This is a genomic window from Staphylococcus sp. FSL H8-0121 (assembly GCF_038008425.1).
GTDB classification, from domain to species: domain Bacteria; phylum Bacillota; class Bacilli; order Staphylococcales; family Staphylococcaceae; genus Staphylococcus; species Staphylococcus pasteuri.
This window is the reverse complement of record NZ_JBBOZB010000002.1, coordinates 807,916-824,548: the sequence shown is the minus strand read 5'-3', so window position 1 is coordinate 824,548 and position 16,633 is coordinate 807,916. Positions and strand designations below refer to the sequence as shown.

The 16,633-nt window shown below is 33.7% G+C and carries 12 protein-coding genes and 1 other annotated feature; of the genes, 8 read left to right on the top strand and 4 right to left on the bottom strand.

Annotated elements, in window-relative coordinates; all coding sequences use genetic code 11:
• Window positions 1–19: 19 nt before the first annotated feature.
• From mnmE to rpmH, 3 genes are all read right to left on the bottom strand, one after another.
• On the bottom strand, window positions 20–1,399 hold the full coding sequence (gene mnmE / locus LFT63_RS09320; RefSeq protein WP_029056640.1) for a tRNA uridine-5-carboxymethylaminomethyl(34) synthesis GTPase MnmE: 1,380 nt from the start codon (window positions 1,397–1,399) through the stop codon (window positions 20–22).
• 166 nt (window positions 1,400–1,565) lie between these two features.
• The gene (rnpA, locus tag LFT63_RS09315) at window positions 1,566–1,913 is read right to left on the bottom strand and encodes a ribonuclease P protein component (RefSeq protein ID WP_029056641.1); all 348 of its coding nucleotides are present in this window, start codon (window positions 1,911–1,913) and stop codon (window positions 1,566–1,568) included.
• Window positions 1,914–2,102: 189 nt separating this feature from the next.
• Window positions 2,103–2,240, bottom strand: coding sequence for a 50S ribosomal protein L34 (gene rpmH, locus LFT63_RS09310; RefSeq protein WP_000240855.1), 138 nt, complete (start codon window positions 2,238–2,240; stop codon window positions 2,103–2,105).
• Between the two features lie 744 nt (window positions 2,241–2,984).
• Between rpmH and dnaA the strand changes: the two genes are divergently transcribed.
• The 6 genes from dnaA (at window position 2,985) to gyrA (ending at window position 12,144) form a co-directional block, all read left to right on the top strand.
• A complete protein-coding gene (gene dnaA, locus LFT63_RS09305; protein ID WP_017636723.1) occupies window positions 2,985–4,349 on the top strand; it encodes a chromosomal replication initiator protein DnaA in 1,365 nt (454 codons plus the stop codon).
• A 321-nt stretch (window positions 4,350–4,670) separates the two neighbouring features.
• Window positions 4,671–5,804, top strand: a complete 1,134-nt coding sequence (gene dnaN, locus LFT63_RS09300; RefSeq protein ID WP_017636724.1) for a DNA polymerase III subunit beta — start codon at window positions 4,671–4,673, stop codon at window positions 5,802–5,804.
• 325 nt (window positions 5,805–6,129) lie between these two features.
• Window positions 6,130–6,375 (top strand): S4 domain-containing protein YaaA, encoded by a 246-nt coding sequence (gene yaaA / locus LFT63_RS09295; protein ID WP_176745273.1) that lies wholly within the window; start codon window positions 6,130–6,132, stop codon window positions 6,373–6,375.
• The gene (gene recF / locus LFT63_RS09290) at window positions 6,372–7,487 is read left to right on the top strand and encodes a DNA replication/repair protein RecF (RefSeq protein ID WP_340768866.1); all 1,116 of its coding nucleotides are present in this window, start codon (window positions 6,372–6,374) and stop codon (window positions 7,485–7,487) included. The genes yaaA and recF overlap by 4 nt, the downstream gene beginning before the upstream one ends.
• Window positions 7,488–7,496: 9 nt before the next feature.
• Window positions 7,497–9,431, top strand: coding sequence for a DNA topoisomerase (ATP-hydrolyzing) subunit B (gene gyrB / locus LFT63_RS09285; RefSeq protein WP_026083451.1), 1,935 nt, complete (start codon window positions 7,497–7,499; stop codon window positions 9,429–9,431).
• 37 nt (window positions 9,432–9,468) lie between these two features.
• A complete protein-coding gene (gene gyrA / locus LFT63_RS09280) occupies window positions 9,469–12,144 on the top strand; it encodes a DNA gyrase subunit A (protein ID WP_029056644.1) in 2,676 nt (891 codons plus the stop codon).
• Between the two features lie 100 nt (window positions 12,145–12,244).
• Here gyrA and LFT63_RS09275 read toward each other — a convergent pair whose 3' ends face one another.
• The gene (locus LFT63_RS09275; protein ID WP_017636729.1) at window positions 12,245–13,057 is read right to left on the bottom strand and encodes an NAD(P)H-hydrate dehydratase; all 813 of its coding nucleotides are present in this window, start codon (window positions 13,055–13,057) and stop codon (window positions 12,245–12,247) included.
• A 346-nt stretch (window positions 13,058–13,403) separates the two neighbouring features.
• Here LFT63_RS09275 and hutH point away from each other — a divergent pair, with 346 nt between their 5' ends.
• Together hutH and serS are read left to right on the top strand one after the other, a co-directional pair.
• A complete protein-coding gene (hutH, locus tag LFT63_RS09270; protein ID WP_340768863.1) occupies window positions 13,404–14,903 on the top strand; it encodes a histidine ammonia-lyase in 1,500 nt (499 codons plus the stop codon).
• Window positions 14,904–14,981: 78 nt separating this feature from the next.
• Window positions 14,982–15,199 (top strand) — a binding site (T-box leader).
• 84 nt (window positions 15,200–15,283) lie between these two features.
• Window positions 15,284–16,570 (top strand): serine--tRNA ligase, encoded by a 1,287-nt coding sequence (gene serS, locus LFT63_RS09265; RefSeq protein ID WP_017636731.1) that lies wholly within the window; start codon window positions 15,284–15,286, stop codon window positions 16,568–16,570.
• Window positions 16,571–16,633: the final 63 nt, after the last annotated feature.

Sequence of the window (16,633 nt, the reverse complement as noted above, 5' to 3'; positions counted from 1 at the left end):
CCTTTAGTCCTGTGAATCTTTATTTTCCTAAGCAAAATTGACTAAATAATTGATCGATAAGTTCGTCACTTGCTGACTCACCAATGATTTCACCTAGTATTTCCCAAGTGCGGGTTAAATCGATTTGTACCATATCCATTGGAATACCAGATTCTGCCGCATCAATCGCATCTTGAATAGACTGTCTTGCTTGTTTAAGTAATGAAATATGTCGTGAATTTGATACGTACGTCATATCTTGGTTTTGAACATCTCCACCAAAGAATAGATCTCTGATTTGTATCTCTAATTCGTCAATACCTTCTTGTTTTAACATAGACGTTTGAATTAATGGTGTGTCACCAATCATTTCTTTTACTTCATTTATATCTAAATTCGTTTCTAAATCTGTTTTATTGATAATAACAATGACGTCTTCATTTTTAACAACATCATATAATGTTTGGTCATCTTCTGTTAATGCTTCATTATTATTTAATACAAATAAGATTAAATCTGCCTGACTAAGTGCTTTACGGGATCGTTCAACACCTATTTTTTCAACGATATCTTCAGTATCTCGAATACCTGCTGTATCTACTAATCTTAATGGTACTCCTCTGACGTTAACATATTCTTCAAGTACGTCACGTGTGGTACCAGCTACTTCAGTCACAATCGCTTTATTGTCTTGAATAAGGTTATTTAACATGGAAGACTTACCTACGTTTGGTCGACCTACAATAACAGTTGAGAGTCCTTCTCTCATAATTTTACCTTGAGCGCCTGTTTCTAGTAATTGATTAATTTCTTGTTTTATACGTTTAGATTGTTGTAATAAAAACTCTGTGGTTGCATCTTCTACATCGTCATACTCAGGATAATCAATATTCACTTCTACTTGGGCGAGTATCTCTAATATTGATTGACGTTGACGTTTAATTAAATCACTTAAACGACCTTCAATTTGATTCATCGCCACTTTAGAAGCACGATCTGTTTTAGAACGAATAAAATCCATTACTGCTTCTGCTTGAGATAAGTCAATTCTTCCATTTAAGAAAGCTCGTTTTGTATATTCACCTGGTTCAGCAATACGTGCACCATGTGTCATTGTTAATTCTAAAATACGATTAATTGTTAATATACCGCCATGACAATTGATTTCGATGATATCTTCTCTAGTAAAAGTTTTAGGTGCCCTTAAAACTGAAATCATAACTTCTTCAACTGTTTCATTAGTATCCGGATCAATAATATGACCGTAATTAATTGTATGTGAATCTACTTCTGCTAATTTTTTCTTACCTTTATATAACTTATCGCCAATTTCAATTGCTTGTGGACCTGAGAGTCTCACAATACCAATTGCACCTTCACCCATTGGCGTTGAAATACTAGTTATTGTATCAAAATCCATTGTTAGGCTGGCCTCCTTATTCAAGTAAATTTTCAATATTATATTGTAAATTGTTTCTTTTTAAAAAGCTATTATCTTGTTTTTAAATAGACAGGTTAGACTTAGGGTTGTCTGAGGTTAGACTGATGTATGTCTAAAAGTCCGTCCCTTTTTTCTTTCCCCTACCCTACTTAATCTTCTTATTAAATACTTTAGCTATTTTGAGAACATGTTCTAAGCTTCCTTGTATTTCTAATGTCGACATATTTTTTGCAGGATGTCTTGCAATAACTATAATATCTTTCGAGATCATATCTTGTTTATGAACTTTAAAATTTTCTCTTATCGCTCTCTTAATTCTATTTCTTGTGACAGCATTTCCTACCTTTTTTGAAACACTAATGCCTAAGCGAAAATGTTCTTGTTCACTATTGTCATAGGTATATACAACAAATTGTCTATTTGCAACAGACTTTCCTTTTTTATATATCTTTTGAAAATCTGAGTTCTTTTTTATACGGTACGCTTTTTCCACCAAACATCACTCGCTTATTAAATTCTCTTACTGCATTATTATAACTCATTTCATTTTTTAACTAAAAATAAACCAGCATTTATCGGGAAAACGCTGATTTCAATTGAAGTCTAGTTGTATCATTTGTCTAAAGTTAGTTAGCTTTTCTTATTCTAAACGAAAAAAAAGACCACTGATGAGTCAGTGATCTTATGCAGATAATACTTTACGGCCTTTACGACGACGACGCGCTAAGACTTTACGGCCATTTTTAGTGCTCATGCGTTTTCTGAAACCATGAACTTTACTATGTTTACGTTTATTTGGTTGATAAGTACGTTTTACCATGCAAAACACCTCCATCTTTATTAAGTTATCTAACATCTCCAGGATTAAACTTCCTGATAAATTTCATAGATAGATAAATTGTTAAAGTGTGTAACTATTAATGTAATAGCAACAAAACTTATATATAAGAGATACCTCTTATTGACTGACTGCTATAAGAAATTCTTGGTTTAATATACTTATTATCTAGTCATATTTCAAGCAACTACTACAATATAACAAATTACTACTTATAAAGCAAGCTCATTTTAATACGCTATTACGATTTAATCTTAACCGTAATTAGTGATTTTTTATTTCCTTAAAAACATAGCCTCTTATTCATATTCATTTTTCATACAGCTTTATAAATTATTTCCCAAACTGTTATAGTCCCTTATTTTCATTAATAATGAGTATGACATTGAGTTATCCACTTATCAATAGTGGTTCGTGTTTTCTGTGTGGATAATTACCATACTATGCACAAGTTTACACATCTTTTACGAACATATTCACAGTCATTTGACATCTATCTTACTGAAAAAGTATAATTGTGTGGATAAGTCGTTTAATCATTGATTTTATAAGGATTTATTTATTAGATTTATATACAAAAAGTCTGTGAACAAATCATAGTATGAATTAAGTTATCCACTATCTGTGATTAACTTGTGGATAATTATTAACATGCTGTGATTATTTTTATCCACGGGTGTTATTTTTGTGTATAACTAAAAATTTTTGAGAAAGATGGAGTTATTTATGTCTGAAAAAGAAATTTGGGAAAAAGTATTAGATCTTGCCAAAGAACGAATTTCAAAAATAAGCTTTGATACCTTCGTAAAAGATACGCAACTCTATTCACTCCAAAATGACGAAGCCATCGTATTAGTAAGTGAATCATTTAATGCGAGTTGGCTAAATCAAAAATATAGTGAGATTATGCAAAGCATCATATATGACGTCATTGGTTATGAGGTTAAACCACATTTTATAACTGAAGAAGAATTGTCTAAATATATGAACCCAGATCAAAAACAACCTGAACCAACTTCTACTAAAGAACAAACAACTTCACATAATGTTGAAAACCCAGGTGGTATCGAACAATTTAATACACATAATACGTTTGATACATTTGTTATTGGTCCAGGCAACCGCTTCCCACACGCAGCAAGTTTAGCCGTAGCTGAAGCACCAGCAGAAGCATACAATCCTTTATTTATTTATGGTGGAGTTGGATTAGGAAAGACCCATCTTATGCATGCGATTGGGCATCATGTTTTAAGTAATAATCCTAATGCTAATGTGATTTATACATCTAGTGAGAAATTTACGAATGAATTTATTAAATCTATTCGTGATAATCAAGGTGATGCATTTAGAGAGAAATACCGTAATATCGACGTTTTATTAATCGACGATATTCAGTTCATCCAAAATAAGGAACAAACCCAAGAGGAATTTTTCCATACATTTAATGAGCTACATAATAATAGTAAACAAATAGTTATTTCAAGCGATCGTCCACCTAAAGAAATCTCTAAACTATCAGATAGACTTCGTTCACGTTTCGAGTGGGGTTTAATTGTGGATATCACACCACCAGACTACGAAACACGAATGGCTATTTTACAGAAAAAGATAGAAGAAGAAAATTTAGATATACCAATGGAATCTCTAAATTATATTGCTAATCAAATTCAATCCAATATTCGTGAACTCGAGGGTGCGCTAACACGTTTGTTGGCTTATTCACAACTTCAAGGTAAACCAATAACAACTGAATTAGCTGCTGAAGCTTTAAAAGATATTATTCAAGCACCTAAATCTAAAAAGATTACAATTCAAGATATTCAGAAAGTGGTAGGTCAATACTACAATGTACGTATTGAAGACTTTAGTGCTAAAAAACGTACTAAATCCATTGCCTATCCAAGACAAATCGCGATGTATCTTTCAAGAGAACTAACAGATTTCTCACTACCTAAGATTGGGGAAGAGTTTGGCGGTCGTGATCATACTACTGTGATTCACGCTCACGAAAAAATTGTAAATGATATTAAAGCAGATCCAACATTCAAACAAGAAGTAGAGAATTTAGAGAAAGAAATTAGAAATCAATAGTTGGGAAATAATTTTAAATATTAAACTGTTATAATACAGCTATAATTTAAGATTGAATTTAACTCTAAAAGGGAATAATTACATCGGATATTTTATTTCGCTTACTTTTTCTTTTATAAAGCTAATAGAGATAATCAACTTGTGGATTGTGGACAATGTTGAAAAGGTGTACACAGTATACACACTTTATCCACATGTGTATAACTTTGGCACGTCAGACTTAATGTCACTTATCCACTAATTCACAAGCCCTACTACTATTACTATGAATTTAAAACCTATATAATTATATATAAACGACTGGAAGGAGTTTAAATTTTAATGATGGAATTCACTATTAAAAGAGATTATTTTATTAATCAATTAAACGATACACTAAAAGCTATTTCACCAAGAACTACATTACCTATACTTACAGGTATTAAAATCGATGCTAAAGATAATGAAGTCATCTTAACTGGTTCAGATTCTGAAATCTCAATTGAAATCTCAATCCCTAAACAAGTAGATGGTGAAGATATTGTAGATATATCAGAAACTGGTTCAGTCGTACTTCCTGGTCGTTTCTTCGTTGATATTATCAAAAAGTTACCAGGAAAAGACGTTAAATTATCTACTAATGAACAATTCCAAACGCTAATTACATCAGGTCATTCTGAATTTAACTTAAGTGGTTTAGATCCAGATCAATATCCATTATTACCTGAAGTATCTAGAGACGATGCAATTCAATTATCTGTAAAAGTATTAAAAAATATCATTGCACAAACGAATTTTGCAGTGTCCACCTCAGAAACACGCCCAGTATTAACTGGTGTAAACTGGCTTATACAAGATAATGAATTAATATGCACAGCAACTGACTCACACCGCTTGGCAGTAAGAAAGTTAAAATTAGAAGATACATCTGAAAACAAAAATGTCATCATTCCAGGTAAAGCATTATCTGAATTAAATAAAATTATGAGTGACACTGACGAAGATATTGATATTTTCTTTGCGTCTAACCAAGTGTTATTCAGAGTAGGACATGTCAATTTTATTTCTCGTTTACTTGAAGGTCATTATCCTGATACAACTCGTTTGTTCCCTGAAAACTATGAAATTAAGTTAGGTATTAACAACGGTGAGTTCTATCACGCAATTGATCGTGCCTCATTATTAGCCAGAGAAGGCGGCAATAATGTTATCAAGTTAAGTACTGGAAACGAATTAGTTGAATTGTCTTCAACATCTCCAGAAATCGGTACTGTTAAAGAAGAAGTGACAGCAACTGATGTTGAAGGTGGAAATCTTAAAATTTCTTTCAACTCAAAATATATGATGGATGCCTTAAAAGCCATTGATAATGACGAAGTTGAAGTTGAATTCTTCGGTACGATGAAACCATTTATCTTAAAACCGAAAGATGACGATTCAGTAACACAACTTATATTACCGATTCGTACTTACTAAAATATGTTATAGATCAAAAGTAAAAAAGCTGAGACACAAATATTTGTCTCAGCTTTTTTATTTTATTTGAGTTTTAAAGTGTGTGAGCCTCTGTATAAGCTTAAGAAAAAATTTTTAGGAGGAATTTATCGTTTCAGAAAAAACGAAGCAAATATTGCCTTTAAAATTAAAAAAAGATAATGTAACTCTCGAAAATCGTATTAAAATGTGCTTTAAAAATAAAAATAGAAAATTATCACATTAAGTAAACGTTTACTTTCTTTGTTTTACATGAAATTTAAGCGCAAAACAGGTATAATATATTAATGACATAAAAAGAAATGGAGTGATGAATTTGATTCAAGAAGTTGTTGTAGAAGGTGACATTACTTTAGGTCAATTTCTGAAAACAGAAGGTATTATTGAATCAGGTGGACAAGCGAAATGGTTCTTACAAGATTTCGAAGTTTTAATCAATGGGCAACGTGAAGTAAGACGTGGCAAAAAATTAGAACATCATGACCGTATCGATATACTTGAATTACCTGAAGATACAGGTGCCTTTTTAATCATTCACCAAGGTGAACAATGAAACTAAATACACTCCAATTGGAAAACTATCGTAACTATGAAGAAGTTACAATCGATTGTCATCCTGAAGTGAATATTCTCATTGGCGAGAATGCACAAGGAAAGACGAATCTCCTTGAATCAATTTACACTTTAGCTTTGGCAAAAAGCCATAGAACTTCAAATGATAAGGAACTCATACGTTTTGATTCTGAGTATGCTAAAATAGAAGGTGAGCTAAATTATAGACATGGCACAATGCCACTAACGATGTTTATTACTAAAAGAGGTAAGCAAGTTAAAGTTAACCACTTAGAGCAAAGCCGACTAACACAATATATCGGACATCTAAATGTGGTGCTTTTTGCGCCAGAAGATTTAAACATCGTTAAAGGAGCACCTCTAGTACGTCGTCGTTTTATAGACATGGAGTTGGGACAAATTTCAGCTGTCTATCTAAACGATCTTTCTCAATATCAACGTATTTTAAAACAAAAGAATAATTACCTTAAACAATTACAAATTGGAAATAAGACTGACACAACTATGCTAGAAGTCTTAAATGAGCAATTTGCAGAGTATGCGTTGAAGGTAACATTACGTCGAGAACATTTTATTAAAGAATTAGAACAATTAGCTCAACCCATACATGCAGGTATTACAAACGAGCGTGAGCAATTAGCGCTCAAATATTTACCAAGTTTGAAAATAAGCAACCACGACCGATCGGAATCAGAAATGCTTGAAGAAGTGTTGGCATTACTTAATGACAATTTTCAAAGAGAAAAAGACCGCGGTGTAAGTCTGTTTGGACCTCATCGTGATGACTTAGGTTTTAATGTTAATGGCATGGATGCACAAACATATGGGTCACAAGGACAGCAGAGAACAACTGCATTGTCTATTAAGCTAGCAGAAATTGAATTAATGAATATAGAAGTTGGAGAATATCCAATTTTATTATTAGATGATGTGTTAAGTGAGCTAGATGATTCTCGACAAACACATTTATTAAGCACAATTCAACATAAAGTACAGACATTTGTAACTACGACATCCGTAGACGGTATTGATCATGAAATCATGAATAACGCTAAGTTATACCGTATTAATCAAGGTGAAATTATAAAGTAACAGAAAGTGATGGTGAATACATTGTCAGATGTAAACAACAATGATAATTATGGTGCTGGCCAGATCCAAGTACTAGAAGGACTGGAAGCGGTTCGTAAACGACCTGGTATGTATATCGGTTCAACTTCAGAAAGAGGATTGCACCACTTAGTATGGGAAATTGTTGATAATAGTATTGACGAAGCATTAGCAGGTTATGCTGATGAAATTAACGTAACAATTGAAAAAGATAATTGGATTAAAGTTACTGACAATGGACGTGGGATTCCAGTTGATATTCAAGAGAAAATGGGACGCCCAGCAGTTGAAGTTATCTTAACTGTACTTCACGCCGGAGGTAAATTCGGTGGCGGTGGATATAAAGTCTCAGGTGGTTTACATGGTGTTGGGTCATCTGTAGTAAACGCCTTATCAGAAGACTTAGAAGTATATGTACATCGTAACGAAACAGTTTACCACCAAGCTTATAAAAAAGGTGTACCACAATTTGATTTAAAAGAAGTTGGTAGCACTGATAAGACAGGTACAGTCATTCGCTTTAAAGCAGATAGTAGTATCTTTACTGAGACAACTGTTTACAACTATGAAACATTACAACAACGTATTCGTGAATTAGCTTTCTTAAACAAAGGAATTCAAATCACTTTAACTGACGAACGTGATGAAGATGAAATAAGACAAGACTCATATCACTATGAAGGTGGTATTAAGTCTTACGTAGAAATGTTAAATGAAAATAAAGAACCGATTCACGGCGAGCCAATTTATATTCATCAATCTAAAGACGATATCGAAGTAGAAATTGCGATGCAATATAATAAAGGCTACGCAACTAACCTATTAACATATGCTAATAACATTCATACGTATGAAGGTGGTACACATGAAGATGGTTTCAAACGAGCATTAACACGTGTACTAAACAGTTATGGTATGAGTAGTAAAATTATCAAAGAAGATAAAGATAGACTTTCAGGTGAGGATACACGTGAAGGTTTAACAGCTATTGTTTCTATCAAACATGGTGATCCTCAATTCGAAGGTCAAACTAAAACGAAATTAGGTAACTCAGAAGTACGTCAAGTAGTAGATAAATTATTTGCTGAATACTTTGAACGTTTCTTATATGAAAATCCTAATGTGGCTAGAATTATAGTTGAAAAAGGTATTATGGCATCTCGTGCACGTGTAGCAGCTAAAAAAGCACGTGAAGTCACACGTCGTAAATCAGCTTTAGAAATTTCAAGTTTACCTGGTAAACTTGCTGATTGTTCAAGTAAAAACCCAGAAGAAAGTGAAATATTTATTGTCGAAGGTGACTCTGCCGGTGGGTCTACAAAATCAGGACGTGACTCAAGTACACAAGCAATCTTGCCATTAAGAGGTAAAATTCTTAACGTTGAAAAAGCACGTTTAGATCGTATTTTAAATAACAATGAAATCCGTTCTATGATTACTGCATTTGGTACAGGTATTGGCGGAGAATTTGATATTTCAAAAGCACGTTATCATAAAATCATTATTATGACAGATGCCGATGTAGACGGTGCGCATATTAGAACATTATTATTAACATTCTTCTATCGTTTTATGAGACCACTTATAGAAGCGGGCTATGTATACATTGCACAACCGCCATTGTTTAAATTAACACAAGGTAAACAAAAATATTACGTCTTTAACGAGAGAGAATTAGATAAATTAAAAGAAGAATTGAATCCAACACCTAAATGGTCAATTGCACGTTACAAAGGTCTTGGTGAAATGAACGCTGATCAATTATGGGAAACAACAATGAATCCAGAACATCGAGCAATGCTTCAAGTATCTTTAGAAGATGCGATTGATGCCGACCAAACATTTGAAATGTTAATGGGAGATGTTGTTGAAAATCGTAGACAATTTATCGAAGATAACGCAGTCTATGCCAACCTAGATTTCTAAGTAGAAATGAACTGAACTTTTGAAGGAGGATCTCTTGATGGCTGAATTACCTCAATCAAGAATTAATGAACGAAATATAACCAATGAAATGCGCGAATCATTTTTAGACTATGCAATGAGTGTTATCGTTTCTCGTGCATTGCCAGACGTCAGAGACGGATTGAAACCAGTTCATCGTCGTATTTTATACGGATTAAATGAACAAGGTATGACACCAGACAAATCTTATAAAAAATCAGCACGTATTGTTGGGGACGTAATGGGTAAATATCACCCCCATGGTGACTCATCAATTTATGAAGCAATGGTAAGAATGGCACAAGAATTCAGTTATCGTTATCCATTAGTTGATGGACAAGGTAACTTTGGTTCTATGGATGGTGATGGAGCTGCTGCCATGCGTTATACCGAAGCACGTATGACTAAAATCACTTTAGAACTTTTACGTGACATCAATAAAGATACAATTGATTTTATTGATAACTATGATGGTAATGAAAGAGAGCCGTCAGTCTTACCTGCTCGTTTCCCTAACTTATTAGTAAACGGTGCTGCAGGTATCGCGGTTGGTATGGCAACAAATATACCACCACATAATTTAACTGAAGTCATTGATGGTGTCTTAAGTTTAAGTAAGAATCCAGACATCTCTATTAGCGAATTAATGGAAGATATCCAAGGTCCTGATTTTCCTACTGCAGGTCTTATCTTAGGTAAAAGTGGTATTAGACGTGCTTATGAAACAGGTAGAGGTTCTATACAAATGCGTTCACGTGCTGAAATCGAAGAACGCGGTGGCGGTCGTCAACGTATCGTAGTTACAGAAATACCTTTCCAAGTAAACAAGGCACGTATGATAGAGAAAATTGCTGAACTTGTTCGTGATAAGAAAATCGATGGTATTACTGATTTACGTGATGAAACAAGTTTACGTACAGGTGTAAGAGTTGTTATTGATATTCGTAAGGATGCAAATGCTAGCGTTATATTAAATAACTTATATAAACAAACACCATTACAAACATCATTTGGTGTGAATATGATTGCCCTAGTTAATGGCAGACCTAAACTAATCAATCTTAAAGAAGCATTAGTACACTACTTAGAACATCAAAAAACAGTCGTACGTAGACGTACTGAATATAACTTAAGAAAAGCAAAAGATCGTGCGCATATTTTAGAAGGTTTACGTATAGCGCTAGATCATATCGATGAAATTATTACGACAATTCGTGAGTCTGAAACAGATAAAGTCGCAATGGAAAGCTTACAAGAACGATTTAAATTGTCTGAGCGACAAGCACAAGCCATTTTAGACATGCGTTTAAGACGTCTGACTGGTTTAGAAAGAGACAAAATTGAATCAGAATATAACGATTTATTAGCATACATCGATGAATTAGAAGCTATTCTAGCGGACGAAGAAGTGTTATTACAATTAGTTCGTGACGAACTAACAGAGGTTAAAGAACGTTACGGTGACGAACGTCGTACAGAAATTCAACTTGGTGGCTTAGATGACATTGAAGATGAAGACTTAATCCCAGAAGAACAAATTGTTATTACTCTAAGTCATAATAACTATATTAAACGTCTCCCTGTATCTACATATCGTGCACAAAACCGTGGCGGTCGTGGTGTACAAGGTATGAATACTTTAGAAGAAGACTTCGTGAGTCAATTGGTTACGTTAAGTACACACGATAACGTCTTATTCTTTACAAATAAAGGACGCGTATACAAACTTAAAGGCTATGAAGTACCAGAACTTTCTCGTCAATCTAAAGGTATTCCAATTGTGAATGCCATTGAACTTGAAAATGATGAAAGTATTAGTACAATGATAGCTGTTAAAGACTTAGAAAGAGAAGATAACTACTTAGTGTTTGCTACACGTAAAGGTATCGTTAAACGTTCATCATTAAGTAATTTCTCTCGTATTAACAAAAACGGTAAAATCGCGATTAACTTTAAAGAAGATGATGAGTTAATAGCGGTTAGACTGACAGATGGTGAAGAAGATATCCTTATCGGTACAGCACATGCATCATTAATTCGCTTCTCTGAAAAAGCGTTACGTCCACTTGGTCGTACAGCAGCAGGTGTGAAAGGTATTACCTTACGTGAAGGTGATGAAGTTGTTGGCTTAGATGTTGCTCATGCTAATAGCGAAGACGAAGTGTTAGTTGTTACTGAAAATGGTTACGGTAAACGTACACCAGTTAGTGAATACCGATTATCTAATCGTGGTGGTAAAGGTATTAAAACTGCAACGATTACAGAACGTAATGGTAATATCGTATGTATTACTACAGTAACAGGTGAAGAAGACTTAATGGTTGTAACAAACGCAGGTGTGATCATTCGTCTTGATGTACATGATATTTCTCAAAATGGACGTTCTGCACAGGGTGTTAGACTTATGCGTTTAGGTAACGAACAATTCGTTTCTACAGTTGCTAAAGTAAAACAAGAAGACGAAGCAGATGTAGAAGATGAGAACGAAGAAAGTACTCAAAATGATCAAACTGGACCTAGCAATGAAGAAGTCATTGAAGGTGGCGCACCTGGTCAAGCTATTCAAACAGAAGTTACTGACGAAGAACAAGATAATTCAGATAACGATGAACGTATCGATGTAAGACAAGACTTTATGGATCGTGTCAATGAAGACATTGAAAATGATTCAGACGAAGATAATGAAGAAGAATAAAATTAAAATATAGACTAAAAATAAGACTTCCCTATAATAAGGGAAGTCTTATTTTGTGTTATATATGATTGAAATAGGACTTTAAGAAATATCTTATATCCTATTCTTCTAATTGCTTCATAGCAAATGGGATTTCATTAATTAAACGAGATGGTGGTACCACATACATCTTTTCTGATAACTTTTCGCCAATATAACTATGTGTATATGTGGCACTCATTACCGCTTCTTTAATACTATCAAATTGTCCTACAAAACTAGTAATCATACCAGCTAGTGTATCACCCATACCACCAGTAGCCATTGCTGGACTACCGATAGCTAATTTATAATCTTCATTTCTAAAGAATATCTCAGTACCATGTTTTTTAAGTACCACTGTAGCTCCTAATTGATTTACCGCTTCACGGTTACGTTCATATGTTTGTTCATCAATTGGAATACCACTTAATCGTTCCCATTCCTTTTGATGAGGCGTGAAGATAACACGACATGATGGTAATTGAGGTTTAAGTTTACTAAAGATAGTAATTGCATCACCATCGACGATTAAATTCTGATGAGGTTGAATATTTTGTAGTAGGAAAGTAATCGCATTATTCCCTTTAAAGTCTACGCCAAGTCCTGGACCAATTAAGATACTATCAGTCATTTCTATCATTTTAGTAAGCATCTTAGTGTCATTAATATCAATTACCATGGCTTCTGGACATCTAGAATGTAATGCTGCATGGTTTGTTGGATGCGTCGCAACAGTGATTAATCCACTACCACTAAATACACATGCACGTGCCGCTAACATAATTGCACCGCCTAAATTGGCAGAGCCACCAATTAATAGAATTTTACCGTAATCGCCTTTATGAGTATCTTCTTTTCTTTTGGGGATATTAACCGTATCTAAAGTTTCCATCTACCTAAACCTCCTTTTACCGGTATTATCTATTTGATTTAACAGTACTTACCGGGTTCAAATTTTTAATTAATATATAGTTGTAGCCTAATACATTTACTTATGAAAAAGGCTTACTCATTTCAAATACAATAGAAAATACTATACCTGTAATAGACTTTCGTCAATAGGTATTTAAGAAATATAACAGTCTACTTCATACATCAAAATTAAAATATTTTAGCGTATTAAATAATTAAATTGGTAATGTAATACAAAAATTATAAAAGGTATTGTTTATGTAAAAATGAAAACGTATACTTTTTACTAATAGAAGTTTTAATTCTACAAAAAGGGAGCTGTTTCTATGACTTTATTTTTAAATGGAGATGCTTTAACGATTGAAGATATCAAACAATTATTACACCAAGATTTAAAAATTGAAATTACAGAAGAAGCATTAGAAAGAGTTAAAAAAAGTAGAAGTGTAGTAGAAGGAATTATTAATAATAATGAAACGATTTATGGTATTACAACTGGTTTCGGTCTATTTAGTGATGTGCGTATTGATTCTACGCAATATAATGATTTACAAGTCAATTTAATACGTTCACATGCATGTGGTATGGGTGAACCCTTCTCTGAAGAAGTATCGCTCGTTATGATGATTTTACGTTTAAATACATTATTAAAAGGACATTCCGGTGTAACATTAGAATTAGTTGATCAATTACAATATTTTATCAATGAACGTATTATACCTGTGATTCCACAACAAGGTTCATTAGGTGCTTCTGGTGACTTAGCGCCTTTATCCCATTTAGCATTAGCGCTTATCGGTGAAGGTCTTGTATATTATAAAAATGAAGAAGTAGACAGTCGATATGTCTTAAATGAATTAGGAAGAACACCATTACATTTACAAGCAAAAGAAGGATTAGCCTTAATCAATGGTACACAAGCTATGACAGCTCAAGGCGTTATCAACTATATAGAAGCGGAAGATTTAGGATACCAAGCAGAATGGGTTGCTTCATTAACTCACCAAGCATTAAACGGTATCATTGATGCATATGACCATAGAGTGCATACCGTTAGAAATAGTCAAGAACAGGTTGATGTAGCTGCACGTATGCGTGACTGGTTATCAGATTCTCAATTAACGACAAGACAAGCTGAAATTCGCGTTCAAGATGCATACTCTTTACGTTGCATTCCACAAATTCATGGCGCTAGCTATCAAGTGTTTAATTATGTAAAAGAAAAGTTAGAGTTTGAAATGAATGCCGCTAATGATAATCCTCTTATATTTAAAGAAGATGGTGAAACTACAGTTATTTCTGGAGGTAATTTCCATGGCCAACCGATTGCATTTGCTTTAGATCATTTAAAACTAGGTGTGAGCGAACTAGCAAACGTTTCTGAGCGACGTGTTGAACGTTTAGTTAATCCACAACTTAATGGAGATTTACCAGCATTTTTAAGTCCAGAGCCTGGATTACAAAGTGGTGCGATGATTATGCAATATGCAGCAGCAAGTTTAGTTTCTGAAAATAAAACATTAGCTCATCCAGCGAGTGTAGATTCTATCCCTTCTTCAGCTAACCAAGAAGACCATGTTTCAATGGGAACTATCGCCTCAAGACACGGTTATCAAATGATTGAAAATGCGAGAAGAGTTATTGCAATTGAATGTATTATTGCCTTACAAGCTGTCGAACTTAAAGGTATAGAAGGATTATCACCAAAAACACGTGCTAAATATGACGAATTTAGAAATATTGTGCCATCTATTAAACAAGACAGACAATTCCATAAAGATATAGAAGCTGTATCCCAGTATCTAAAAGATAGTGCATATCATTAAGATCAGTTAAATAAAATTATTGAATTTTAAAATAACTTGAAAATTACAAAAAACTTTGCTATATTGTGAGTAAGTTAATAAAATATTGTTCGTAGGCCAAGTAGTATTAATGATGGATTTCAGAGAGCTTGTGGTTAGTGAGAACAAGTAATCCACTTTAATGTGAATCTACCTACATATAGTGAACAACCGGTGAATAACCGTTATTTTAGTTAAGTGCAGATAAAGTAATATCTTTGTTAGATATTTTCTTTGTTTGTTAAATAGGGTGGCAACGCGTAGACCACGTCCCTTGTTGGGGCGTGGTCTTTTTGTATGCTTTTATACATTGTTGTCACGCTAAATATAAATTATAGGAAATGGGAAAGGATGAAGGTTTCATGTTAGATATTAAACTTTTTAGAACTGAGCCAGATAGAGTTAAGAGCAAAATTGAATTAAGAGGAGACGACCCTAAAGTAGTCGATGAAGTATTAGAATTAGACGAAAAACGTCGTACTTTAATTAGCAAGACAGAAGAAATGAAAGCACAACGTAATAAAGTAAGTGAAGAAATTGCTCAGAAGAAACGTAATAAAGAAAACGCTGATGACGTTATTGCTGAAATGCGTCAATTAGGTGATGATATTAAAGAATATGATACACAATTAAATGAAATTGATAATAAAATGACTGACATTCTTGTCCGTATTCCTAACCTTATCAATGATGATGTACCTCAAGGTGATTCAGATGAAGAAAATATTGAAGTTAAAAAATGGGGTACACCACGTGAATTTGATTTTGAAGCTAAAGCTCACTGGGATATCGTAGAAGATCTTAAAATGGCTGATTTTGATCGTGCTGCTAAAATCTCTGGTGCACGTTTCGTATACTTAACAAGAGATGGCGCACAATTAGAACGTGCTTTAATGAACTATATGATTACTAAACATACAACTCAACATGGTTACACTGAAATGATGGTTCCTCAATTAGTTAACTCTGATACTATGTTTGGTACAGGACAATTACCTAAATTCGAAGAAGACTTATTTAAAGTAGAAAAAGAAGGATTATACACAATCCCAACTGCTGAAGTACCTTTAACTAACTTCTACCGTGATGAAATTATTCAACCAGGTGTATTACCTGAAAAATTCACTGGACAATCTGCATGTTTCCGTAGTGAAGCGGGTTCAGCTGGTAGAGATACAAGAGGTTTAATTCGTTTACACCAATTCGATAAAGTTGAAATGGTACGTTTCGAAAAACCTGAAGATTCTTGGGATGCTTTAGAAGAAATGACATCAAACGCTGAAGCTATCTTAGAAGAATTAGGTTTACCATACCGTCGTGTGATTCTTTGTACTGGAGATATCGGATTCAGTGCTAGTAAAACATATGACTTAGAAGTATGGTTACCAAGCTACAATGATTACAAAGAAATTAGTTCTTGCTCAAACTGTACTGATTTCCAAGCACGTCGTGCAAATATCCGTTTCAAACGTGATAATGCAGCTAAACCTGAATTAGCGCATACGTTAAATGGTAGTGGTTTAGCTGTAGGTCGTACATTCGCAGCAATCGTTGAGAACTACCAAAATGAAGATGGTACTGTAACAATCCCTGAAGCCTTAGTACCATTCATGGGTGGTAAAACTCACATTCAAAAGCCAACTAAATAATAAGATTGTTTGCGAATAAATAGTAAACATGCGTGGTAATGAAGAGCCATCATTGCCACGTAT

What these genes read in the sequence shown, in the direction of transcription:
- dnaA (WP_017636723.1), top strand. Translation starts at nt 2,985, where the DNA reads ATGTCTGAAAAAGAAATTTGGGAAAAAGTATTAGATCTTGCCAAAGAA.
- gyrA (WP_029056644.1), top strand. Translation starts at nt 9,469, where the DNA reads ATGGCTGAATTACCTCAATCAAGAATTAATGAACGAAATATAACCAAT.
- LFT63_RS09275 (WP_017636729.1), bottom strand. Translation starts at nt 13,057, where the DNA reads ATGGAAACTTTAGATACGGTTAATATCCCCAAAAGAAAAGAAGATACT.
- serS (WP_017636731.1), top strand. Translation starts at nt 15,284, where the DNA reads ATGTTAGATATTAAACTTTTTAGAACTGAGCCAGATAGAGTTAAGAGC.
- gyrB (WP_026083451.1), top strand. Translation starts at nt 7,497, where the DNA reads ATGGTGAATACATTGTCAGATGTAAACAACAATGATAATTATGGTGCT.
- hutH (WP_340768863.1), top strand. Translation starts at nt 13,404, where the DNA reads ATGACTTTATTTTTAAATGGAGATGCTTTAACGATTGAAGATATCAAA.
- mnmE (WP_029056640.1), bottom strand. Translation starts at nt 1,399, where the DNA reads ATGGATTTTGATACAATAACTAGTATTTCAACGCCAATGGGTGAAGGT.
- recF (WP_340768866.1), top strand. Translation starts at nt 6,372, where the DNA reads ATGAAACTAAATACACTCCAATTGGAAAACTATCGTAACTATGAAGAA.
- dnaN (WP_017636724.1), top strand. Translation starts at nt 4,671, where the DNA reads ATGATGGAATTCACTATTAAAAGAGATTATTTTATTAATCAATTAAAC.
- rpmH (WP_000240855.1), bottom strand. Translation starts at nt 2,240, where the DNA reads ATGGTAAAACGTACTTATCAACCAAATAAACGTAAACATAGTAAAGTT.